Origin of the sequence: Mesorhizobium sp. M8A.F.Ca.ET.165.01.1.1 (assembly GCF_004792065.1) — a bacterium.
Classification (GTDB): domain Bacteria; phylum Pseudomonadota; class Alphaproteobacteria; order Rhizobiales; family Rhizobiaceae; genus Mesorhizobium.
In genome coordinates this window covers 101,914-126,547 of record NZ_SRTH01000005.1, presented here as the reverse complement: position 1 = coordinate 126,547, position 24,634 = coordinate 101,914, and the positions used below count along the sequence as shown (strand labels likewise).

Below are 24,634 nucleotides of genomic sequence, written 5' to 3'. Positions count from 1 at the left end.
TGCCGGTTGAGAGCTATCGGTTCATCCTTGTGATTGCCCTGGCCGTGAAATGCGTGGCGAGATCATGCCGTCACGGCCCCTAGTGAGGTCTTGTTCCATGGACTGCTCAGGCTGCGGTTTCGAGATTGAGGGCGGTTACGCCTTCTGTCCGAAGTGTGGCCGGCGCCAGCCCGTGTCATGTGCCAGTTGCGGCTATGTCTGCGCACCTGATTTCGAGTTCTGTCCGAAATGCGGGGCAAGCGTCGGTGCGTCCGCAAAATCCGTCGAACGGCCTGCTCCGACACCAAGCCGGACCTTTGTGCCACCTTCTCGAACTGCGGCGCCGAACATCGAAAGCGAAGAAGGGCCGCATTCTGTCTCTGACGCCGATCGCCGGACGGTCACGGTCCTGTTCGCCGACCTCTGCGGCTTCACGACACTCAGCGAGCAGCTCGACCCCGAGGTCATGCAAACGCTGCAGAACGAACTGTTCAAGGAATTGACGGCGGCCGTGCGAAACTTTGGTGGTTTCGTCGACAAATTCATCGGCGATGCACTGCTCGCCTTGTTCGGTGCGCCGGTCGCGCATGAGGACGATCCGGAACGTGCGCTTCGCGCCGCTCTCGACATGATCGCCCGGACGGCGCGGCTCGGCGAAAGCACCCCCTACTCCGGCTCGCCTCTCCTACTCCACATCGGCATAAACACTGGTCCGGTCGTTACTGGAGGATTGGGCATCGGCGCCGCCAAATCCTATTCGGTGACCGGCGACACGGTGAATACGGCGCAACGCCTGCAATCGCTGGCCGCACCCGGTGAGGTGCTGGTGGGCGAGCTCACGCACAGGCTGACCCGACATGCCTTCTCTTACGAGTCGATGGGTGATGTCGTGCTTCGCGGCAAGGCTGGCAGTGTTCTCGTCCATCGACTCGATGCACCGCTTGCGGCGCCGCGTGCGGCGCGTGGGCTCGAGGCGCTCGGCCTCAGTGCGCCGATAATAGGCCGTGATGCGGAACTCAACAGAATGCTGGCGAGCCTCGACCAGGCGTGCGGCGGCTCGGCCCAACTTGTCCGCCTCGTCGGAGAAGCCGGTATCGGGAAATCGCGGCTGGTGAGGGAGTTCGTCACCCGGGTCGGCGACGACGATCGTTTTCGCAACGTCGCCGTGCGACAGGCCACGTGCTCACCGCTGGGCGAACAATCATTTGGCGCCCTGGGCGCAGTGGTGCGCAGCGCTGCCGGGATGATGCAAAACGACAATGGGGACGAAATGCGGGGGAAGCTCGCAGCCTTGCTGACCGATCTCGGCCTGCAGGGCGACGAGGCGAAGCGGCTGATGCCTTTGCTCTATCATGTGCTCGGCCTTGGCGACCCCGATGCCACCTTGCAGCATGTCGAGCCCGAGCAGTTGCGGCGGCAAATTCTCTACGCGGTCCGCACAATCATCGAACGGCGGCTTGCGTTGTCGCCGCTGCTGATCGTCGTCGAAGACCTGCACTGGGCCGACGCCGTATCGCTCGAAGCACTGCGTTTCGTGATGGACAGGCTGGAGCGCACGCGGTTGATGCTGCTGGTCACGCATCGTCCGGCGCCTGACAACGATCAGCTCGACTCAAGCCGGGTCAGTCACACAGCGCTCAGGCTTTCGCCGCTCAGCAGCCATGACGGACGCAGCATGGTGGCAGCACTTTTCGGCGATAGCTGGGTAAACTCCGCGGGCGGGCTTCTCGACCAGATCCTTGAGCGCGCCGGCGGCAACCCGCTTTTTATCGAGGAGATCGTTCGCGGCCTTATCGATCGCGGTGTATTGATGCGCGAAGGCCAGCGATGGCGGACGGTGGCGGGCGAAGTCGCAACCGGCATTCCCGCCACCATCCAGGCAATGTTGCTTGCTCGTGTCGACCGGCTGCCCCAGGAGGTGCGCCGATTGGCCCAGGAAGCCGCGGTAATCGGCCCGCGCTTCGATGCCACGCTTCTGAAAACCGTGACGGCCGATCCCGGCCGGCTGGAGGCCGGGTGCGAACTGCTTTGCGATGCGGAGATCATCGAAGAAGTTGCCGGATCAGGCTCGGTCTCGTCGCAAAGCTACCGCTTTACGCAAACATTGCTGCAGGACGTGATCTACCAGAACCTGCTCCTGCAACGCCGGACCGACATCCACGGCCGTGTCGGTGTCGCCCTGGAGCAACTGTGCGGCGACAAGCCGGAACGGCTCGAGGATTTGGCCGTGCTCGGTCATCATTTCGCACAGAGCGCCGAGCGGGAGAAGGGCGCGCATTACCTTCAGGCGGCGGGAGATCGCGCTCGCATGATATACGCCAATGACGACGCCCTTCGTTTCTACGACCGAGCCCTGACCGCGTTGGGCGCGACCGGGCAAACACCGCTCAAACTGGCAATTGCAGAGCGCATTGCCGATTTGAGCGGCCCGGCAGGCCGCCGCGAGATCGCGCACCGCCACTACGAGGCGGTGTTGCAGGCGTACCGCGGGTCAGCAGACCGCGTCGCGTCGGCGCGCGTTTTGCGCAAGATCGGTCGGCTGCTCTGGGACGTCGGCAAGCGGGACAAAGCGGAATCCCGCTATGCTGAAGCGGCGGCGCTCCTTGATGGAGCGGATGCCCCGATCGAGCAGGCGCATCTCTGGCAGGAACGCGGCCGGCAGGCATTCCGGAGCGGAGATCACGCTCTCGCGGCAAGATGGGCGGACGCGGCGCTCGATTGCGTACGCAGTCTGACAAAGGAACAGGTCTCCGATGACGCCACCCTCGTGACCGCCGAGGCACTTAACACCAAGGCCGTTGCGCTGGCCCGCCTCGGCCGAAACCGTGAAGCCGTGGGTCAGGTCGAGCGCAGCATTGAATTGGCCGAGGCCGCCGGTCTGCTCGGCGCGGCGTGTCGCGGCTACACCAATCTCGGCGTGCTTTACACGACCATCGATCCGGCAAAGGCGATGGAGGTCTGCCGGCGCGGTCTGGAGGTGGCGCGCCATATTGGCGATCAGGGTTTTCAGGCGCGCCTCCTCGCCAATCTGGCTGTCGCTTGTTGTACTTTCACGGATCGCTGTCCAACGGAGGGCGTGCCTGCTGCCGAGAAGGCCATTGAGATCGACCGGGCGCTCGACCAGCGCGAGCACCTGCCGGTGCCGTTGATCGTGCTTGGGCAGATCCACCAGTGCAACGGCCGTCCGGAACTGGCGGTCGGCTTGTTCCACGAAGCACTGGACGTCGCCCGCGAAACGGGCGAACCCCAATTGCTGTTTCCGTGCTATGATGGTCTCGCAACGCTTAATCTCGACCTCGACAATCTGGCCGAGGCCGAACGCTACTTTTCCCTGGCGCAGGGTATATGCGCCCAGCACGGGCTCGACCCGGAAGCGCTTGTGGTGCTGCCTTTTCTCGACTAGCCGGGGTTGGAGGTTGGAAATGTCCGCGCCTAGTGACTTGGTGCCGCTTCAACCGGGCGACCGCGCGCCGAACGTGGTACTCGATGCCATTACCCAGGAAGGCAAGATCGCGCTCGACGACTTCCGCGGACAAAGACCGGTTCTGGTCGGCCTGTTTCGAGGTCTGCATTGTGCGTTTTGCCGGCGCCATATCGCCGCCCAGGCGCGGCTTGATCCGGAACTGCGCGAAAAGGGCGTGGAGAGCCTGACGGTGGTCAACACGCCGATCGAACGGGCGCGTCTCTATTTCCGCTACCATCCGATGCCGAATCTGCTGGCGGCCTCCGACCCGAAACGCGCTTCACATCGTGCTTTTGGACTGCCCAATCTCGAATTCACCCAAGACGAGACGAACTGGCCGTACAGGGTCTCGATGGCAGCGGCAAAGGATATGCGGGTCGACGTGCCAGGCGAGTTGCCCGGTCCTATGGATCCTTTTTCCGCCAGCGAAATCCTCAACAACAAGGACCATTACGAAGTCACCGAAGCCGACGAGCAGATGATGGCAACCGGACACGGACAACTGATCGGTCAGTTCCTGCTGGACAGGCAGGGGATCGTCCGCTGGAGCTTCACGGAGGTTCCAGAGGGTGGGCGTTACATGTTTGGGGCGCCAAACCCGCAGGAGCTGATGTCAGCCGTGTCCCAAGTCGCCCAATAGACTGTCGGAATATGGGCTTGAGATGCGTGGGCTCCAGGGGTCGGCATTGCTAAGCGGCAATCAGGCCGGGAGCCGCCACATTCGCACGCGGCCTGCACCACGCAATTCCGTTTCCTCGAGTGGTTCGCAAGCAAAATTTGGCCCAAGCATTTGGCGAGTTGCATCCGAAATGCGGATTTCATCGGGCTCCGCGGACGTTTGAATACGCGAGGCGAGATTAACGGTCTCGCCCCACAGGTCATAGGCGAACCGCCTCTTGCCTATGACGCCCGCGACGATTGGGCCTGAGTGAATTCCGATTCTGAGTCTCAGCGGTTCTCCTGCGAAGCGTTCGCGCCTAACCGCCTTGCGCAGCTCGAGTGCATAGCGTGTGAGGGCCTTTGCATGGTCGGATCGCGCGGTGGGCAGGCCGGCGACCACCATCACACAATCGCCGATTGTCTTGATCTTTTCGCAGCCATATCGTTCCGAGAGCCGATCCGCGGCCTTGAAGAAGTAATTTAAAATAGCGAGCGTCGTCACGGCTCCGACGCTCCGCGCTCGTTCCGTAAAACCGACTATGTCGGCAAAAAGCACACTCACTTCCGCGTGGTTGTCAGCAATTTTTTTGTGCGCTTTCAACCGCTCCGCGATCGACGCCGGAAGAATGTTGAGGAGCAGGGCTTCGGCGCGCTGGTATTCACGCGCCAATCCCTCCTGGCTCTTCCTCAATGCCTCGTTCGTCGATTGTAATTTCTCGTTGAGTTGACGCTCCCTCTCTTGCAGGAGTGTCATTTCATAAGCCTTTTGTTGAAGCCGCTGCCTATTGTCGCGTTCGGCAGTGGCGTCAAGAAAGAGCAGCCACACGCAGGCATCGTCAGCAAAAAAATGAAGGTCGGCGACACACCCGCTGGGCAGTTCGACCATGGCAATGTGAAACGGAAGCTCCGGGCAAGGCAGCAATCCTTCCATGAATTCAAGCTGCTCGGCAACAGGCTCGCCGATGCGAAGCGATGAGAGCCCGTAATGCTCAACATTGCCGCCCTTCGCAGCGACGCAAAGCTGAGTGTCGATTTTCAGATATGCGACAGAATGCCCGCTGTAGAAGAAATTGAAAATCCAGTTTCCAACCTCTTTTGGCAATCCATGCATGATCTATTTGGTGACCATTAAAGCAAGTTGACGAAATGCATCATCAACATGTTCACCAGAAAGCGCACTTGTTAGATAGATTTGCCATCCACGTTGCCTTAGTTCGTCAATCTCACTATCCGATATTGCCCACCGATCGGCCAGATCGGATTTGTTGAACAGCAATACAAACGGCATGGCGCCGAATTCGGCCTCGACCCGTTCGCGCAGCGTGAGCGCCACGGCAAGAGTGGCGGCGCGCGTACCATCGACGACAAGCACAAGCCCGGTTGCACCTCGCACATAGCTGACACGGAATGAGCCGATATCGTCTTCACCGGCTAAATCCCACAAAATCAGATCCACGGTTTTGTCCGGGAGCACGACATTCTTCTTGTCGATCTTCACGCCCACCGTGGTCAGGTAGGTTTCTGAAAAGATGCTCTGCACATACCTGCGCACAAGACTGGTCTTCCCGACAGAGAACCCGCCCAGCATGCAGATTTTTTTTTGCAACATCTTGGGCTCCACTAGTCCAGGTTCACAGTAATCGAAACCCGGCGATTGGTGGAGCTCCCGGCTTGACTATTTTCAGGCACCAGCGGCTCAAAAGTGCCCGCGCCCCGAACCTGCAGCAGTTCCGGAGCAACGCCGCGCTTTTTGAGAAGCGCACGAACTGTCTCGGCGCGGGCGGCGCTGATCGACGCATTGGCCGTCTCACGGCCCGTGGTGTCCGAATGGCCGGTCAACATGAACCGCGCTGTTACGCCTGACTTGCGGGCATTTTGGGCGAATTCCTTTATCTGATCCGCCAACCTGTCGAGAACCGGCAGCTGCTCCGGTCCCGGCACGACTTTGCCGGAAGAGAAGAAAATATCGGTCGTCTGGATGGCGTCTCTCAAAGAATTAAGTTCTGCAAGGTTCAGCTCACGCAGCTGCGAGACATCCAGAACCACTCCGTCCGCCGAAAGCTGTTCGGAGGCGGCTTGCGCCCGGCTGATCCAGCCGGCAGGAGCCTCACCCACGGCGACGATGCGACCCTGGATGATCGAAAGCTGAACCGATTTCGGCGGGGACAGCGACGCCGTCAGCCGCTTCACCACGAACTTCGGATCAAGGCTCTGATAGAATTGCCACTGTGAATGAACGCGGGCAGGATCAACCTGCGTTCCGGACAGCAGAGCTTGCGGGTCGGCGGCAAGCGGGTCTCTCAGGCCGGAAATGTAGAATTGTCCGCCGCTCGTCCGTTGTTGGGCGACGATGATTCCCGATTGGGCCTCAAGTCGCGCCACATAATACTGCCAATGCTCCGCCTCGCGCGCTTCGGGACTCACATCACGAACCTTGGAGATGTCGAATTCCGGTCCGCCTACCGAAAGCTGTCGGGCCGCTGCGCGCGCTCGATCTATCCAGATGTCGGGAGCCTCACCCTCGGCAACGATGCGATTCTCGACGATCGAAAACCGAACCGATTTCGGCGGATAGAGCGACGCCGTCAGCCGCTTCAACACGAACTCCGGCTCAAGGCTCTGATAGAATTGCCACTGCGCATGCACGCGCGCGGGATCGACCTCGGTTCCCGACAACAGCGCCTGCGGGTCGGCGGCAAGCGGGTCTCTCAGGCCGGAAATGTAGAATTGGCCGTCGCGTATCCTTTGTTCGGCAACGATGATGCCCGGCTGGGTCCCCAGTTGCGACACGTAGGCCTGCCAGTGCTCCGCCGCGCGTTCTTCGGGGTCACGGACCCTGGAAATATCGAATACCGGCCCGCCTGCTGAAAGCTGTTCGGAGGCGGCCTGTGCCCGGTCGATCCAGGCGCCGGGAGCCTCGCCCTCGGCAACGATGCGCTCCTCGACGATCGAAAGCTGAACCGATTTCGGCGGGGACAGAGACGCCGTCAGCCGCTTCAACACGAACTCCGGTTCAAGGCTCTGATAGGATTGCCACTGCGAATGAACGCGGGCGGGATCGACCTGCGTTCCGGAAAGCAGCGATTGTGGGTCGGCGGCAAGCGGATCTCGCAGGCCGGCAATATAGAATTGGCCATCGCGTATCCTTTGTTCGGCAACGATGATGCCCGGCTGGGTGCCCAGCCGCGACACGTAGGCCTGCCAGTGCTCCGCCGCGCGTGCTTCGGGGCTCACATCACGAACCTTGGAGATATCGAATTCCGGTCCGCCTGCCGAAAGCCGTCGAGCCGCTGCGCGCGCCTGGTCGATCCAGGTGCCAGTGGCCTCGCCCTCGGCAACGATGCGATCATTGACCACCGAAAGCCGCACCGACTCCGGCGGCGCCAGCGACGCCGTCAGCCGCTTCAACACGAACTGAGGCTCGAGACTCTCATAGAACTGCCACTGCGCATGCACGCGCGCGGGATCGACCTCGGTTCCCGACAACAGCGCCTGCGGGTCGGCGGCAAGCGGATCGCGGAGGCCGGCAATATAGAATTGGCCACCGCTTATATTTTGCTCGGCAACGATGATGCCTGGCTCGGCCACCAAGCGCGACACATAGGCCTGCCAGCGCTGCCCGGTTTGCCAGGAAAGAAAGAACCAGGCCCCCCCCAGAATCAAAATCAGCGCAACCAGAGCCACCACCAGCCACGGAAATCCCTGGTTTGTATCCTCCTGCTTCAGCTCAACGCAGGTCTGCAGCTGCGCCTCTACGCCGAACAGCTGCGAGGTGTCGCCGTCAAACTGCTCTAAAGCCTCCGAGCTTTGGTCATGGATGCGAAGCAATACGTCGCGAAATATTTCATGCAGTCCCTCCGGCGGATTTCCCCGGATCACCGCAACCAGGGTCGCAAGCGGTCCGACTTCCGACCAGAGACGAAGCTCGCCAAAGCGGATCGTGTCCAGGCCGCTCTGTTCTTTCTCGTTGAATGAATCCTTCACAAAATCTTGAATCGCGCTGAGCATCGAGGAAATGAGCTGAGGGTCCTCGCTCGTTGCGTTATCGGCAGTAACATGCGCTATCAAGAGCCCGGAATTGCGGTTGATGAGAAAAACATGCTCTACGCGATAGACGAGAGAATGCTTCAGAACGACTTCCGAGAAGCTGGCACCGGTTCTCCAAGCTTCCACTCTCCACTTGAGACCATGCCAAGTGAATATATGTCGTAGAGTTTCATTTAGCGACTGAAAGGTCTGGTCGATCTTTTCTCCGATCGACTTGCGAATTGCCGGCAGAAACACCGGATACAATATATCCGTCAGAGTACGCGGGCTCTTCTGGATCGAGCGTTGCACGGCCCGCTCGACGGCCGGTGCGAGGGCCTCGCCGAGTTGCGCATGCGGCGCTTGGGCGGCCGCACTGGGGAGAACGCCGCCCACCGCCGTCGCAAGCTGCGCCGGTTCGTCCAGCAGATCCGTGACGCGTGAGAGCTCCGAAATCTCGCGGCCGACCAGCAACTGGCGCAGCGCTTCCATGCGAGGGTCGGCGGTTGGAACCGACTCGAATTGCGCCCGATAGTCCGGATCGACGTTCCGGGCTATTTCGACCAAAAGCTTAGCGAGAGCCTCGCGATCAATCCCTGTATCGTTCGAAGCTGCTTTTTTTGGAAGGCTGATTGGGTCGACGGTTGACGTCAAGTTCCGATCAACTCACTTTCCAGCCACGCTCCGAGTTGGTCTTGCTGCCGACGGGATCCTGATTGAGACATTTTGCGACCTCGACAAACAGGCCGGCCAAAAGATTGCGGTCGGTCTTGACGTTGCTGAGATCGGAAAACACCTTCTCTATCAGCATCTGAACGCTTTCGATCCTTTGCTTGATTTCCTCACGCAGCAAATGATCGTTTCGATTGATCCGGTCTGCAACATCGCGCTCGAGCTCGCTGACTTGATCCGACAATGCGCGCACCTGCTTTTCAAGTGCCTGATTTTGCTCGCGAAGATTCCGGTCGATCTCCTTGTCGCCCTCGGCTCGCGCATCTTTTTCGTTCCGCAATTGCGTCGCGAGCGAATCGACCTGCTTCTTCGCATTTGATTCGTACATTTCAAGATTGCGCTTGGCCTCGGATTCAACATCCTTGAAGCGCTGCAAGACCCGTTCTTCAAGCTTGGAAAAGCGGCGATCGTAGTCCTGCATCTGGTTGCCGAACAGCAGATCCCGTATCTTGTCGACACCTACAGCGTCGCCCGGGGCTCCGCTCTCGCGAGCTTGGCCCGCCATGAAGCTCAGTCCATTTCCCTCTGCATTACCGATCAGATTTGCGTCCGCTTTATTTGCTGAAGACGCGGTACTCGAAGATTCCTTAGCCATCACTATGCCCCAATTGCCAGTGGAAAACCCGGAAACGGGGATTATGTCAGACAAATACCCGGCCCACAAGCCGAAATCCTCTTTGGCTCGAGCCGATTCGCGCGCCTCTTGTTCGATCTCTGAACTAGCAACAGCTGCGCAATCTTCGATGATTTCGCTCTTGTATTTCTTTGATAGCTGAAGCAGTCGGCAAATCCAATTGATCATTCACCGAAACGTACTATCGAAAGCACGTCTAAAATCTATATATACTTTGAATGGAATAAATTATGATTTTTCATTAGATTAATTGCAATCCGCTGATCTAGATGTGCAGATACTTTCTGGCATCGGCCCGCATACTGTAACCGTCACCTTCCAACGCGGACCCAACGCTAGAAGGAAGGTCTTCTCTAGGACAGAGAATGGCTGTTCGAGAATCCAGGTTGAACGGCTGTTATTGCCGCAAGGCGGCCTGCGGCCATTACATTAGCGATGTCTACTTTTAATGAATCGACAGGACCTTGGAGATGACTGCCATGCGGCGCCCGTCTCAGGACAACCCGTCTGCAAGCCAGGTCAGGCTTGATTATGAGCGGAACGGCGCGGGGCTAGATGACCCTCCCGGAGCGGCGAACGAATGTGCGAGCGGAAATGCGCCGGCGCACCGACCTCAGATCTAAGCCGTCGGGCATGAGCGGTTGCCATTCAAGCATGTCTTCAAGTCTTCCTGCTGCCTCTAATGCCCCCCGATCTTGACAGAGCAGTGCTGCCGTCCGATGCCGTATCTCCCGGCGAAAGAAAGCGAAACTCGATGATCCAGGACAAAGCTACCGTAAGCGTTGTGGTACCGACGTCCAGGCGCGGGTAAGATCGCGTGGCGCATAATCCATTGGTTTCAATCGTAATTCCTGCGCACAACACGGAGGCAACGCTGGCGCGCGCGCTCGATTGCCTTCTCGAGCAGGAGGTCGTGGACTGGGAGGCGATCATCGTCGACGACGCCTCCACGGACCGCACCCCCGCGATCATCGCCGGTTATGTGGAACGAGATGCCCGATTTCGGACGTTGAGTTCTTGCGCGCATAGCCCCGCCGGCGCGCGTAATGACGGGATTTCGACGGCGCGCGGCCAGTGGCTGATGTTCCTGGATGCCGACGACTGGGTGGATGCCAGCTTCCTTGCGAAAATCCTGGCCGCACTGAAAACCGCTCCCGATGCAGTGGCCGCCTATTGCGGTTCACGGCGCGTGATGCCCGATGGTGCATTCACCCCGTCGAGCATCGCTCCCGAGGTCGCGATCCAGCCCTTCGAAACGTTCGCCCGCCGATGTGCCATCGCCACTCACGCGGTGCTGGTCGACCGGGAAACAATCGTCGAGTTGGGCGGTTTCGATGCGTCGCTGCGTACCTGCGAAGACTGGGATCTATGGCAGCGCGTCGCACGCCTCGGCAAAAATTGGGTGATGGTCGACGAGCCGCTCGCTTTCCATCGGGCCAGCCCCAACGCGCTCAGCCGCAATTCGACGCAGATGCTGGCGGATGCGGGAATCGTGATCGCCCGCGGCTTTTCTCCTGATCCCAGGGTCAAACGCCCAGGATTGGCTCACGCCAATGGAGCGACCGAGGCGACCGGGCGAACCGCTTCGGAAGCACTCGCGTGGTTCGCGTTGTGGAACGCTGCATCGGATTGCGGCTGCGGCGGCAGTTCGATCGATCCGCAATCCCTGCGCGCGCTCCCGGCAGGACGTAAATGGGCGCGTGAGATCGCCAAGGTAGCCTTCGATGGCCTGATGGTGGGAAGCCTGTCGGTGCCAGCGCATTTGGCTGCCCGGTGGGAAAGGTTTGGCGGCGCCCTGACCGCGTTGATCATCGAACTCGGCAAGGTCTGGGGCGATCCGGTCGCGGCTCGTCGCGTCCAGTATCATCTCGAGCAAATGCTTCTCGATGCCGACGATCTTGCCGCACCTCGGCGGCTGGCGCGGACACTCGGAATTCGCGTCGACGCTCGAAATCCAACCTCAACCGAGCTTCCGGAAGGAATCGATCAAATCTATGCCTACCTGATGATGGATGGCCGGATCGAAGCTGTCGTTCAGTTCGGCGTGCTCGGGAACGTGACAAGGCGTCATTGGATTGAACTCATCCTGAATTCGGCACCGCAAAAGGACGACGGTGCCGACACGTCAGAGACGCTTGCAGCCGAGGCACTGTCGACCACGGCGGAACGCCGGCCTGATCCGGACAGTCACTTCGGCAAACTCGCGCGATTGGCCTCGGAAGCGCGGGAACTGGTTCTGTCGAGCGCCGAAGCCACGCAGCCCCTTCCGGCGCCGCGCCGTTCACCGGCCTCGGATGGACACGACAAGGATCGTACGGCGTTCTGGAACAGCCATTTTGCGACAGAGGATCCCTGGAACTACACCTCGACCTACGAGCAGGAAAAATATGAGCGGCAGCTCGAAATTCTGCCTGCCGGCCCCATTGGACGGGCGCTTGAGCTCGCTTGCGCAGAGGGCCATTTCACGCGGCAGCTGGCGCCGCGAGTGGGTCATTTGACTGCAACTGATATCTCCGCGATAGCGGTTGAGCGGGCGCGCGCGCGATGCAGCGATCAACCGAATGTTGAATTCGGCGTACTGGATTTCATGGCGGACACGCTTCCGGGCGAGATGGATCTGATCTTCTGTTCGGAAGTGCTCTACTATCTCGATGATCTGGCCGAGTTGCAGCGCTTCACCAAAAAAGTCGCCGAGGCGTTGGCGCCTGGCGGCAGTTTCATCAGCGCACACGCATTCGTGCTTCGGGACAATCCCGAGAGGACGGGCTTCGACTGGAACACATTCGGTGGCCAAACGATCTCGGAGACGTTGACGGCGACAGAAGGCCTCGTCCTCGAGCAATCGATCCAGACCGAACTCTATCGCATAGATCGCTTCCGCCGCCTGTCACCGGGCCACATGGCGACGGAGCCGGTGATTGATCATGTGCCGGTCCGCGCATCCATCGGAATCGGGGTCGCGCGAAATATCGTCTGGGGCGGAGCGCGGGCCTTGCGCCGCGACGTCGCGCGTAGCGAGCGGCGGCAGCGTATCCCTGTCCTCATGTATCACGGCGTCGCCGATGAAGGTCCAGCCGCGCTCGCCCGTTTCCGGCTCACGCCCGCCGCATTCGCTGGCCAGATGGCATGGTTGCGGGCCAACGGCTTTCACGCGGTCATGTCCGAGCAACTGGAATGGTCCATCGCCAACCGTCAGCCTTTCGCGGGCCGCCCGGTGCTCATCACCTTCGATGACGGCTTTCAGAACTTTGCCGACCACGCATGGCCGATCTTGCGCGCGAACGACCTGACCGCGGAAGTGTTCCTGGTGACGGACCTGGTGGGTGAAAGTGCGAAGTGGGACGCCGTCAGCGGTCCGCCGACGCGGCTTATGGATGCCGGGACGGTGCGACGTCTCGCTGCCGAAGGTGCATACTTCGGAAGCCATCTGGCGACGCATCGCGCCATCGATGGTCTTTCGAGCTCTGACCTGGCGGCCGAGCTCCTGCGCTCTCGGATGTTCGTCGAACGGTGGACCGGTCGGCCAACCTCGGCGTTCGCGGCCCCCTTCTCCGTCACCGACCGGCGGCTTGGCAGGCTGGCCAGGGAATGCGGCTATCGGATTGGCTTCGGCGGTAGACACGGGCCGGCGGACCTTGATAGCGATCCCATCGACCTTCCGCGCATCGAGATTCGTGGAGATCGCTCGCTCGATGACTTTGTTGCCACCGTCGAGGCCGTGCTCAATTGAACGGCGAACTTTGTCGGTGTCATTATTTCCGCTCACAGTGAGCAAGAGCGACGAGACGCTTCGCACCAGTATCGCACATGCCGCCCTAAGACTCGAGACAGACGAAGGATTTCCATCCATTCGCGTCGGGGCAGGATTTTGGTAAGCTGTCGCATCGCAACCGCATCTCCGAAGCGCCCTATTCCGCGCCAGGCGTATGCGACCTGCTTGCCGGCCTACGCATCGTCGCGTTTGATGCGCCTCTTCGAGGTGTAGAGGGCGATGCGACCGTCTATCGCATCGTGCGGGGATAGACGCACACGGTGATGCTTTCGGCTGCCTTCACTCCTCAGAGCCGAGTCACGCCCACTCAATGGATGTGGACAACGACGTAGCGTCCGCCGTAAGGCTGATAATATGTGCTGCCACAGTGCCACAACACGGTGCCGTTGATCGAGGCCTTCACACACGCTGCCGGCAGCGTGGTCACGTAGATAGTCGAGCGGCGGATCGTCCGGCGTGTGGTACGCCTTGCAACGCCTGCGACGCTGCCCGGAGTGAGCGGATGACCAACTCGCGCCTGCGCCTCGCCGACGAATGAGGCGAACGGCGCAACTGCGTCAATCACGTAGCCAAGCATCATAGCAGCAACGATCCCGGCAGCACCGGTCAATCTCAAGCCAAATCTCGTCATTGTCCTTCCTCCCAGAAGAAAGAAACTACCTTTCCAGCCGAACCGCTATCCGAATTGCGCAAATCCAAGAAACTGTCATCGGTCCCTTGGGACCGCACGGCGTTATTCCTTGATTGCCACAAGCTGGCAACCCGTCGCATTGGCCGGCTTCGCGCAGCGGTCATGAAATCCCCTCACGAAGCAGTGTTTCTCTGGGGGACTCGCCGAAGAGCTGGCGATAGTTCGCTGCGAAGCGGCCAAGATGGGTGAGTCCAACCTCCATCGCGATGCTTGTGACACTCGAGCCTCTTGCTCCCCGGGCGGTGAGCAGTCGCCTGGCTTCATGGAGACGGAGCGCCCTGATGAATTCCAGCGGGCTTAGAGCAAAGGTGGTGCGAAAGGCGTACTCCAATTGACGGCGGCTGACGCCGATTTCCTTGCACAACCGGATGATGGGGATGTCTTCGCGGATATGGGCGCGAATGAAAGCCTCGGCCGCCCATGCCTGCCTGAGATGACGGCTGGAGGACCGATCCAATCCGGCGTTGCTAGGCGCGCCAGCGAAGGCGTCAGCCATGCCTCACAAATATTCCATCAACGCGATCGGAGTATGCTCCGGCAGAGCTGCACCGCTTGCGTCTGCTTCTAAGCAATCTGCCATCGCCTCCATCTGGCTTCGGAACATTTTCGCATCGGTGGTGCTGAGCTGAACAGCGTTTGGGTGGTCTGCAGCTCCAGCCAAGATCGTGCCAGCGGAAAGTGCCTGGATCTCTACCCAGATCGACATCGGGACAACGGCGCCTGTATGGCTAAGGCTGGGCTGGACCGTTGCTGTTACGCTCGTGCTGGCGGGGATTGTCACGATCATGTCGTCTTTGAGCGGAATGCCGCAGATCGTTGAGTCCCGGGCCTGCTCTATGGCCACTATCGCCACGGAACCTGGGGCAAAGCCGCCGCTGGCGCGGGAGGCGCAGTTGAATTCGGCCAGATCGAGCGCCCACTTGCCGTGGGACCGGATTTGCCGGAGTCGCGACGGCAGTTGCCCTGGCGAAAGCCTGTCGACCTTCACAGGCAGCCCAGAGGCGGCATCGTCGAGCCCGTCTGGGCCGAGCTGTACGTCCCTGTGCGAAGGCGATGAAGGCCAGGTGCTCAAAAATACGTCCTTTGCGCAAAGTGGATAGCAGGATGATTGTATTAGCTGTAACTTAAATGCAAATTGCGCGAGATCAAATCGGCGCAAAGTATCGCCGACTCACGGCCAATGGGGACTGCGGACGAAATAGATCTGGGTCAGCCGGGATGCGCCGAGAACATCGAGCGCCTTTGCCATGATTATCGTGTGGCGCTGAGACCGGAGGGGCGTATTGCACAAGGTGTTGATGTGTTAATCTGTCACGTTCCGCTGCATCTCGGCCGAATTGATCTAGCGCAAAGCGAGACTTCATCCAGTCTAAGATGCTGCATCGAATATGACTTGGTCGATGAAGCCGTCTCTTCGTCGCGATTGACGGTCTACGAGGAAGAGAAATGGGGGCTATCAAGAACAGGCTTTGTCGGTTATCGGGCCGTGCACGACAACTATAGCCACGATGGCTTCGTGAACAAACTCACTCAGCAGGGGCCGATGTTGGGGTTCACCTATCAATTCTCGGTCGCCCAATAGAGGATTGTTGTGAAGTGGCTGCTTCATACGGCCGGGAAGCAGAACGTGGTCCTGAAGCGTCGGCCTTCAGAGTGAGTGACGATGATATCTCAAAAGCATTTACCCCTAAGGGGAGAAGGGTGGGAGAGTATGAGTATCGATCGAGACTTCCCGGCTGAAGCCGGCACAACCAACAGAATAACGCGGCGCGATGCATTGATGGCCGGCACGGCGGCTGCCGTTTCGCGCTTTGCGGTTCCAGCCGGTCTATCAGGCGCGCTTGCCGGCCTTGCCGGTGTTCAGCCCGCGGCGGCTCAAGGGACACCTCCCAACATCGTCTACATCATCTCCGACGACCAGGGCTGGAAGGACGTTGGCTTCCACGGCTCGGACATCAAGACGCCAAACATCGACAAGCTGGCTGCCGAGGGCGCGCGGTTGGAACAGTTCTATGCCCAGCCGATGTGCACGCCCACCCGGGCGGCGCTGATGACGGGACGCTATCCGTTGCGCTATGGGCTGCAGATGGGTGTTATCCCGTCAGGCGGCGGCTACGGCCTAGCCACGGACGAATACATCTTGCCTCAGATGCTCAAGGACGCCGGCTACAAGACGGCGATGGTGGGCAAGTGGCATCTGGGTCACGCGAAGGCCGAATACTGGCCGCGCCAGCGGGGATTCGATTCGTTCTACGGCGCCCTGGTTGGCGAAATCGATCACTTCAAGCACGCTTCCCATGGCGTGATGGACTGGTATCGCAATAACAAGCCGCTAAAGGAGCCCGGATACGATAACACCCTGTTCGGCACGGAAGCCGCCAAGGTGATCGAAAAGCATGACGGGAAGGCGCCGTTATTCTTGTACCTGGCATTCACCGCGCCGCATTCGCCTTATCAGGCACCCGAAGAACATATCAAAAGATATGCTCATGTTGCCGACGACCAGCGCCGGCTCTACTCCGCCATGGTTTCCGCCATGGACGACGAGATCGGCCGGGTCGTTGCCGAGCTCGAGAAGAAGAAAATGCGCGACAATACGATCATCCTCTTCCAGAGCGACAATGGCGGTGTCCGAGATGCAATGTTTGCGGGTGAATCGAAGGTCGGCAACAGCCTACCGGCCGACAATGGGCCGTACCGCAGCGGCAAGGGCACGCTTTACGAGGGCGGCACCCGCGTCTGCGGCCTGGTGAACTGGCCGGGCAAGGTGAAGGCTGGCGACGTGAACGGCCTGATACATGTCACTGATATCTATCCGACACTTGCCGGACTTGCCGGGGCAAAACCGACCAAGAACAAGCCGCTCGATGGCATGGATGTTTGGGAAACGATTAGCGAAGCCAAGCCCTCGCCCCGCACCGAGATGGTCTACAATGTCGACCCGACCGGCGGCGCAATCCGCCAAGGCGATACGAAGCTCGTATGGGCAGCCGGTGTGTTGGAGCGGGTCGAACTGTTCGATCTTGCAGCCGACAAATCCGAAAAGACCAATCTGGCCGACAAGAATCCTGACAAGGTCAAGGAATTGAAAGGAAAAATCGTGGATATCGCCAAGCAAATGGCGCCGCCGCTGTTGATAGGAGAGGCGATCAAGCTGACCTTCGGCGCACCGCCCATTTCGGCTGATCCAGCCACGGCGTTCAATGAGCTTGGAGACTAAACGCGCAGGATCGAAGTCCGTAGCTGCCAAAACCATGGACGATGTCGCCACGGCTGTGCCACCTGGAGGGGATCTGGAGTCCGTACGCTCCGTTCCCGGGCGCAGCCCGCCATTTCCAAATATGGTGTGGGTGCCAGGCGGCGAATTCCTGATGGGCTCGAACAGCCACTATCCCGAGGAGGCGCCCGCGCACCGCGTCATGGTCGCCGGCTTCTGGATGGATCGCACGACCGTCACGAATGACGAGTTCAGGCGCTTTGTCGAGGCCAGCGGTTACGTTACGCTGGCCGAGCGTCCGGCAAATGCTGCGGACTATCCTGCGGCGGGCGCCGAGTCATTGGCGCCGGCTTCAGCGTTGTTTGTCAGGCCCACGCGCGGCATCGATCGCAGCAATCACTACAACTGGTGGGCCTACGTGCGCGGAGCGAATTGGCGGCATCCGCGCGGCCCGGCCAGCACCCTCAAGGGCCTTGAAACCCATCCAGTCGTCCATATCGCATACGAGGATGCGCAAGCCTATGCGGACTGGGCGGGAAAGGCGCTGCCGACCGAGGCCGAATGGGAGTTTGCCGCGCGCGGCGGACTGAACGGCTCGGAGTTCGTATGGGGCGACGAACTAACCCCGGGTGGCCAGCATATGGCCAACACGTACCAGGGTGAATTTCCATACCGAAATAGCTGCGAGGACGGCTACGAATGGACCGCGCCCGTTGGCTCGTTTCCGGCAAACGGCTATGGGCTCCACGATATGGCCGGCAACGTTTGGCAGTGGACCGCGGACTGGTATCAGGAGCACCGCCGGATCGAGAGCCCATGCTGCACGATGACCAATCCGCGCGGCGGTGAGCGCGAGGCGAGCTATGATCCGCTGACGCCCGATATCACGATCCCACGCAAGGTCACCAAGGGTGGGTCTTTCTTGTGCGCTCCGAGCTATTGCCGGCGTTACCGACCGGCCGCTCGCATGGCGCAGCCCGTGGATACATCCACTTGCCACCTTGGGTTTCGCTGCATCGCTCGCCCGGAACGGTGACGTCTTGCACAGCAACATCGGTTTCTTCAAGGTAGGGGCAACGGCGGGCATAGATGTCGTTGCTTGCCGATTCTATCGGAAGGTCACAGCACGATGCCACTCATGATTCGACGATTGGGAGCCTGGTATCTGGCACGCGCGGCGCGACGTCTCGGAGATTTGACTGCGATGTTCGTCCTGATTGCCAGGCCGCTCGTCTTTGGCATCGCCCTCTTGCTGGCTGGTCAGGCAGAGGCGCAGGCGCCGGCGACCGTGCCGCCTGAAAGGGTCAAGCAGCTGTTCGAGCTTCTCGACGATCCGTCCGTGAAGGCCTGGGTGGTCGAGCAGCGAAAACAGGACGCCGGGCCAACCGAAGCGCCTGCCAAGGCTGGAGCTTCGCCGGCCGACGCATCGTCCGATGCCGTGGCCGCACCAGGCCAGATGAATACGATGGCATCCTCGACGCTCGATCGGATCAAGCATCATATCGAAAGAATCGTACAGACTTTGCCCTTGCTGCCGGGCCAGTTCGCGCACGTTCGGGCAAAGACCATGGAGGATATGTCCGGCAAGAGGCCTGCAGGCGTATTTCTGCTGATTGCGCTGTTCATCGCAGCCGGCCTGGCGCTCACTTGGGCAACGTACAAGTTGACCCGCCCATTCCGCCTTTGGATTATCGCGCAACCGAAGAATACACCCATGGGGCGAGCCAAGAAGATTGGTGGCCGCCTGCTTTATTCCAGCCTGCTGATCGTCTCGTTCGCACTGGGCAGCGCCGGCGCATTCATGTTGTTCGACTGGCCGATGCTCATCCGCGAGATTGTACTGACATTCCTGATTGCGGCGGTCGTTACATGGGGTGTGCGCATGTACGTCATGGCCACGCTCGTCCCTTCCTTCATGAAGGTCGAGAGCGCCGTCGAGGTTCGTGCTTTGCCGGTCCCCAACGAAGCGGCTGACCATTGGTCCTATTGGCTACCCCGGATCGTCGGCGTCTTCGCCTTCTTCGGCGCCGCGTTCCACCTCTTGCCGGGTCTCGGCATCGATCCGGACGGAATGATGGTCCTGTCGCTGGGCGCCGATTTCGTCCTGCTGTTGCTCTTTCTGTTTGCCGTTTGGCGCCGGCCAAGGAAGCGAGACGGGGCGCCCCAAAGCGGTCACACGGGAGCGACATGGCTATTGACTGCTTATTTCGTCGTTCTGTTCCTGGAGCGCATTGCCGGCTTTAACATAATCTTCTGGTTTACCTTGGCCGCATTCTTCCTGCCTTTGGCAATCGTGCTGACGCAGCGCGGGGTTAATTTCGTGCTGCGGCCGGGTTCGGAAGAGGCCGGCCGGCCGACGATCCCGGCGGTGACGATCGCTGTCATCGATCGCGGTATCAGGATGATTTTCATCCTGGCGGCGGCTTACCTTCTCGCGCGTGTCTGGGGCCTGGACATGCAGTCCATGCAGGGCAGCGATACGATGACGACGTTCATATTGCGCGGCTTGATCAATGTCGTGGTCATTGCCCTTGCAGCCGATTTCGGCTGGTCGATCATCAAGGCTTTGATCGAACGAAAGCTGGGCATCGAAGTACCGCACCCCGTGGCCAGCGAGGAGGAAGGCCCGATCCTCGATCCGCAGCAGGCGCGACTGCACACGCTGTTGCCGATCCTCCAGAACATTCTGCTCGCATCGATCATCGTGATGGCGGTGCTGATGATGCTCTCCTCGCTGGGTATCCAGATCGGCCCGCTGATCGCCGGCGCTGGCGTTGTCGGCGTTGCGGTGGGTTTTGGGGCGCAGACCGTCGTCAAGGACATTATTTCGGGCGTGTTCTTTCTGCTCGATGATGCGTTTCGTGTCGGCGAATATATTTCCTCGGGCAATTACAAGGGTACCGTGGAGAGCTTTTCGCTGCGCTCGGTGAAGCTGCGCCACCATCGCGGTCCGCTGTTCACGATACCTTTCGGTGAACTCGGGGCAGTCCAGAACCAGAGCCGTGACTGGGTTATCGACAAATTCAACATCACCGTTGGCTATGACACCGATATCGACTTCGCTCGCAAGCTGATCAAGCGGATCGGCCTCGAACTGGCGGAAGATCCCGAGTTCAAAAACTGGGTGCTCGACCCGATCAAGATGCAAGGCGTGCAGGAGTTCGGTGAGTACGGCATCGTATTGAGAGTCAAGGCCATGACCAGACCGGGAGGCGCCTTCGGTATGAAACGCAAATTCTATGTGCGGCTGCGCCAGGTCTTCAAGGAGCAGGGCATCGAACTCCCATTCCCGACCGTTCACGTCGAGGGGCTACAGACACCACATGAGGCACAGAATGCGCCGTTGGAGATCACACCCGCGTTAAAAATGGCCGCCGCGCAATCGCACACTATTCGTCGCAGAAAAAAAGCTGGCGCAACGGAATAGGAAAGAGCGCCATCACCGGGCCGACTGGAACGGAAACCTATTAGGGTCGAGTTCGGAACACTGGGCAAATCCGTGGGCCACGCCGGCGCTCTGCGCATAACGCGGCTGTTGAGGCTGGATTCTCCAGCCCCCTTTTGCTAGCCAGACAGGATGAGCAACCGATTGCCGCCCGCATGGGCAAAGCACCTCAAGATCCAACCCTCGCCGAAGGCGGCATCGCCGAAGGCTGCGCCACTCAAAGCGCAGTCCAACGCAGGCGCCCACCGCAGCCACGCCGACGACCTGCTTTTACGGCAGGCGCTCGAGTTGCAGCAGGCCGAACGTCTGTCCGAAGCCGAGGAAGTGTGCCACAGGGTGCTGGCTCGCACGTCAAACCATCCGCTGGCCCTGTATATCCTGGGAACGCTCGGGCTCGGTTTCGATAACGAAAAGTCACTGCGGTACTTCGCTCGGGCGGTGGCAGAGGATCCGCGGAATCCCTACTACCATCTTAGCCTCGGCGAGACCTATTTGAAGGTCAGCGAATTTACGCCGGCAATCAGGCACATCCAGCACGCCCTCGACCTGAAGCCGGATCTGGTCGAAGCGCTTTGCGCCTTGGGCAATGCCCACAAAGCGTTTGACAAGGGGGAAATGGCGTTGCCGCTCTTTGAGAAGGCGCTCAAGATAAGTCCAGATCATCCTTTGGCCCGGTTGGGGCTGCCCGAGGCACTCGCGAGCCTCGGTCGTATGGGCGAAGCCCGAATTCATCTGAAGTCGGCCATAGAACAGCGCATTTCGGTGCCGGCTGCATACAATGCACTTGTGCACACGCACAAATACACGGAAGAGCCGCCGGAACTCGCGGCAATCCTGGCAGAGCTTCGAGACCCGGACCACGGGTCGAGGGGAATGGCAGCGCTTCATCACGCGGCCGGGAAGGTGCTCAATGACACGCGCCGCTACAAGGAGGCGATTGATCATTTCAAGAAGGGAAATCAAGCCGCCGGTCATAAATTCGATCTGGAAAGCTACCGTCGCTGGGTCGATGCCACGATCGAAACCTTCACGCCCGAGCTGGTGGCGTCGAGGGCCGTCTATGGCAATCCCTCAGAGGTGCCTGTATTCATCGTGGGCATGCCTCGCTCGGGCACGACGCTGACGGAGCAGATCTGTGCCAGCCATCCCGATGTTCATGGTGCGGGCGAGCTCAGCAAGCTTAGACGAATCGCCAGTGGTATCGGTATAGGAAACCGATTCGACGCGAACATCAGCGAGTCGCTAGCGACAATTACTGGCGATCTTGCTGGGGCTTTGGCCGAGGAGCACCTTGCTTATCTGCGTGAGCGGGCTCCAGATGCCCTTCGTATAGTCGACAAGATGCCTCACAATTTCGAATTGATCGGCTTGATCGGAATTCTCTTCCCCAACGCGCGCATCATTCATTGCCGCCGCGATGCCATTGACAATTGCGTCTCCTGTTTCGTTTTGCAATTCAATGAGGCTCACGGCTATAGCGCCGATCTTGAGACACTGGGGCTTTACTACAGGGAGTATGATCGCCTGATGCGGCATTGGGACAAGGTTTTCCCGGGTCGTATTTTCGAAAATCGCTACGAGACGTTGATCGAAAATCAGGAGGAGCAGTCGCGCCGGCTCATAGATTATCTCGGATTGCCGTGGGACGATGCCTGCCTGCGCTTTTTTGACAGGGATGGCTCGGTAAATACCTACAGCCGCTGGCAGGTTCGCCAGCCGATCTACAAGTCGTCCGTCAAGCGCTGGAAGAATTACGAAAGCGAGATTCAGCCGTTGATCGACGCCTTGGGCGATCTTGCCGAGGTTTGAACGCTAGTCTCCAGGGCCGATGTCCCCGGAACCATGTGGTCGGCTCGCGCCGTATCATCATATTTGTTCCTTTCGCTAAGACACCGCGTGCCGGCTCCGAGCCAAGTGGAGAGGCGAGGCGAACTGCGAGCGAGCCTGCCGCCACGCAGTCGTGGAGAACCGGCTTCAATTCGCCCTTGGGCCTAGCGAGACGAAGGGGAGCAAAGACCCGAGGATCCCTTGCCATACAGCACGTCGCCGCGAATAGGACTCACCGACGTGCTGTAAGCTTCTGATTTTATGCATGCCGTTATCCCGGAACCGAGGACACTTCCGGGCGACATGCATTAACTCCCACCGAAAGGTGCAACTGAGCAGAATCCTGCAGAAGTCGCGGCATGGACCCTGGGGTGTTCGGTGCGTGGCTTCGCTCGTTGCGCCGCCCCTGGATGGCGAAGCTGTGAGCCTCTGCAAATCGTGTAATCTTGGCTGACGACATGCCTGCGGCCTGTCGGAATCGGCTCCGCATGCGCGCTGATTCTTTGTAATCGTGCCGAAGACAGCACTGCGCGCATTCAGCACAGCCGACAAAACAAAAACCCGGCGGTTGCCCGCCGGGTTTTCAATTTCACCGAAGTGAAATCTATCAGAACGAGCGCTGGAAGCGGAGCATACCGCCGACCGCATCCTTCTTCGCGAAGACGGACCTGTCGGTCCAGTTGACGCCTTCTTCGCCCCAGTGGGACCAATCGACTTCGGCCGTGACCGTAAAGCCGGGAACGATGTCGTAAGCGACGTTTGCCGCGACGCTATAGTTCTTTTCGTCGTCACCCGACGCCTGGAGGTTGAACGAGGTCTTCTCGTTGAACTTGTAGGTGCCGCCGCCCCATACTGCCCAGTTGCCGCCCCACTGCTTGTAGAAGCCGCGGCCACCAGCCGGGATAGCCCAGGTCGGATCGCTGAGATTGTCGTCGGTGCCGTAGCCGGCCATGATGAACAGCGACAGCGCATCGGAGACATTGACGTCCAAGCGGACCTTGCCAGCGACTTCTTCGTAGTTGCTGTCGTAAGCCACGACGCCGGAGATGGCGCCCCAACCCTGCGTCCACTTCAAGCCGCCGACGACGTGCGGAACGTAGCTGTCGATGGTGCCGACAACGCCGGAGCCTTCTTCGAGCGAGACCACCGCCGAGAAGCCGTTGCCGGCATCGAAGTAGTACTGCACGACGTTGGTGTCGAAGTCACCGTAGGGGACCAGCGTATCGTTGATGACGCTGCCAGCGTAGCCGATGAACGTATTGAAGGCCGATTCGTCCTTACCGACGCGCAGGCCACCGAGCTGGATCCAGGCGAAGTTCAGCGAAACGCTGCCGTTGCCAGCAGGATTGCCGAGCGTAGTGCCATCGGTGCCATAGCGGCCGTAGCCGTTGTTGTTGCCGAAGTTGAAGCGGGTCTCGGTGTAGGTCTTCAAGGTGCCGAGCTCGGTTTCCTGGCCGGTCCAGGTCTTCAGCGTGAAGCGGGCATGTTTGTAATAGGTGCCCTGCTGTTCGCCGTCCTCGTGATCGTTCGACTTCGCGCCGTCGAACGAGCCGACGTCGCCCACGCCGATGTCGTAACGGACATAGCCGCCGATGCGCAGGCAGGTTTCGGTGCCGGGGATGTAGAAGTAGCCAGCGCCGTAGACGTCGCAGATCTTGACGTATTCAGCGGGTTCCGGCTCGGCGACGACGACGGCGTCGGCGGCGCGCGCACCGGAAACTGCGATCAGGGCCGCAGCGGAGCCGAGAAGCAGGCTCTTGATGTTCATTTTCTGACCTCCAGTCAAAAGTTAAAAAACGGGTCTGGGTATTCTTTGCTGAAGGACAGCGTTCCCTGCCCCATCCCCACTACCGAAAAAGATGCGCACCGCGCCGCTCCTTCGAATTCGACATTACCCATGAGCCGGCGGCGTTCAACAACGATCGTACCGGCGAAAGGGCTGTTCGGCTGCTATCCCCCAGCGTTGTTGCACAAATGACACGATTTGGCCTCACTCAGAAAGCTCTCGTTAACCATCGGGTCCGCGGCAACCGCTTATTCCCGGCCGAATCCGGCGATCGGCTGACGGAATCATGGCAAGGCCTTGCGTCAACTGCCAGGAAACTGCCGCGGATCCGCCGCATCCGCGGAAAGCCGATGTTCGGCGCGTTCACATTTCTTGCTGGTTGACATCGGATGCCTCCTCGCC

General features: G+C 59.9%; 16 protein-coding genes. 8 read left to right on the top strand and 8 right to left on the bottom strand.

Features of this window, described 5'->3' with window-relative positions:
• The first annotated feature begins 97 nt into the window (after nucleotides 1-97).
• The gene (locus tag EN808_RS16460; RefSeq protein ID WP_135916386.1) at nucleotides 98-3,382 is read left to right on the top strand and encodes an adenylate/guanylate cyclase domain-containing protein; all 3,285 of its coding nucleotides are present in this window, start codon (nucleotides 98-100) and stop codon (nucleotides 3,380-3,382) included.
• 19 nt (nucleotides 3,383-3,401) lie between these two features.
• Nucleotides 3,402-4,082 carry a peroxiredoxin-like family protein gene (locus tag EN808_RS16455; RefSeq protein ID WP_127280547.1) on the top strand — a complete coding sequence of 227 codons (681 nt, stop codon included), beginning with the start codon at nucleotides 3,402-3,404 and terminating at the stop codon, nucleotides 4,080-4,082.
• Between the two features lie 60 nt (nucleotides 4,083-4,142).
• Here the strand turns inward: EN808_RS16455 and EN808_RS16450 are convergent, their stop codons facing one another.
• Genes EN808_RS16450 through EN808_RS16435 form a run of 4 tightly spaced genes read right to left on the bottom strand, consistent with a single transcriptional unit; the run spans nucleotide 4,143 to nucleotide 9,662 of the window.
• Complete coding sequence (locus tag EN808_RS16450; RefSeq protein WP_135916385.1) at nucleotides 4,143-5,213, bottom strand: adenylate/guanylate cyclase domain-containing protein; 1,071 nt, start codon at nucleotides 5,211-5,213, stop codon at nucleotides 4,143-4,145.
• 3 nt (nucleotides 5,214-5,216) lie between these two features.
• Entirely contained in the window at nucleotides 5,217-5,711 is a 495-nt protein-coding gene (locus EN808_RS16445) for a Rab family GTPase (RefSeq protein WP_127279821.1), read from the bottom strand.
• Nucleotides 5,712-5,722: 11 nt separating this feature from the next.
• Entirely contained in the window at nucleotides 5,723-8,782 is a 3,060-nt protein-coding gene (locus EN808_RS16440; protein WP_135916384.1) for an OmpA family protein, read from the bottom strand.
• Between the two features lie 7 nt (nucleotides 8,783-8,789).
• On the bottom strand, nucleotides 8,790-9,662 hold the full coding sequence (locus EN808_RS16435) for a hypothetical protein (RefSeq protein WP_245464459.1): 873 nt from the start codon (nucleotides 9,660-9,662) through the stop codon (nucleotides 8,790-8,792).
• A 649-nt stretch (nucleotides 9,663-10,311) separates the two neighbouring features.
• On the opposite strand from EN808_RS16435, the gene EN808_RS16430 reads away from it, so the two are divergent.
• Entirely contained in the window at nucleotides 10,312-13,224 is a 2,913-nt protein-coding gene (locus EN808_RS16430; RefSeq protein ID WP_135916383.1) for a trifunctional glycosyltransferase/class I SAM-dependent methyltransferase/polysaccharide deacetylase, read from the top strand.
• A gap of 349 nt (nucleotides 13,225-13,573) precedes the next feature.
• Here EN808_RS16430 and EN808_RS16425 read toward each other — a convergent pair whose 3' ends face one another.
• The 3 genes from EN808_RS16425 to EN808_RS16415 form a co-directional block, all read right to left on the bottom strand.
• A complete protein-coding gene (locus tag EN808_RS16425; RefSeq protein WP_245525093.1) occupies nucleotides 13,574-13,846 on the bottom strand; it encodes a hypothetical protein in 273 nt (90 codons plus the stop codon).
• Nucleotides 13,847-14,057: 211 nt separating this feature from the next.
• Nucleotides 14,058-14,453 (bottom strand): helix-turn-helix domain-containing protein, encoded by a 396-nt coding sequence (locus EN808_RS16420; protein WP_135916381.1) that lies wholly within the window; start codon nucleotides 14,451-14,453, stop codon nucleotides 14,058-14,060.
• Between the two features lie 3 nt (nucleotides 14,454-14,456).
• Nucleotides 14,457-15,029, bottom strand: a complete 573-nt coding sequence (locus EN808_RS16415; RefSeq protein WP_135916380.1) for a hypothetical protein — start codon at nucleotides 15,027-15,029, stop codon at nucleotides 14,457-14,459.
• A gap of 63 nt (nucleotides 15,030-15,092) precedes the next feature.
• On the opposite strand from EN808_RS16415, the gene EN808_RS16410 reads away from it, so the two are divergent.
• The 5 genes from EN808_RS16410 to EN808_RS16390 all read left to right on the top strand — a co-directional run bounded on the left by EN808_RS16410 (nucleotide 15,093) and on the right by EN808_RS16390 (nucleotide 22,428).
• Nucleotides 15,093-15,539 (top strand): hypothetical protein, encoded by a 447-nt coding sequence (locus tag EN808_RS16410; protein WP_135916379.1) that lies wholly within the window; start codon nucleotides 15,093-15,095, stop codon nucleotides 15,537-15,539.
• Nucleotides 15,540-15,620: 81 nt separating this feature from the next.
• Nucleotides 15,621-17,177, top strand: coding sequence for an arylsulfatase (locus EN808_RS16405; RefSeq protein WP_348630913.1), 1,557 nt, complete (start codon nucleotides 15,621-15,623; stop codon nucleotides 17,175-17,177).
• A gap of 121 nt (nucleotides 17,178-17,298) precedes the next feature.
• Nucleotides 17,299-18,210 (top strand): formylglycine-generating enzyme family protein, encoded by a 912-nt coding sequence (locus tag EN808_RS16400; RefSeq protein WP_135867413.1) that lies wholly within the window; start codon nucleotides 17,299-17,301, stop codon nucleotides 18,208-18,210.
• Between the two features lie 168 nt (nucleotides 18,211-18,378).
• Nucleotides 18,379-20,601 (top strand): mechanosensitive ion channel family protein, encoded by a 2,223-nt coding sequence (locus tag EN808_RS16395; RefSeq protein ID WP_135916378.1) that lies wholly within the window; start codon nucleotides 18,379-18,381, stop codon nucleotides 20,599-20,601.
• Between the two features lie 150 nt (nucleotides 20,602-20,751).
• A complete protein-coding gene (locus EN808_RS16390; protein WP_135882400.1) occupies nucleotides 20,752-22,428 on the top strand; it encodes a tetratricopeptide repeat-containing sulfotransferase family protein in 1,677 nt (558 codons plus the stop codon).
• Between the two features lie 625 nt (nucleotides 22,429-23,053).
• Here the strand turns inward: EN808_RS16390 and EN808_RS16385 are convergent.
• Complete coding sequence (locus tag EN808_RS16385; RefSeq protein WP_135882398.1) at nucleotides 23,054-24,214, bottom strand: porin; 1,161 nt, start codon at nucleotides 24,212-24,214, stop codon at nucleotides 23,054-23,056.
• Nucleotides 24,215-24,634: the final 420 nt, after the last annotated feature.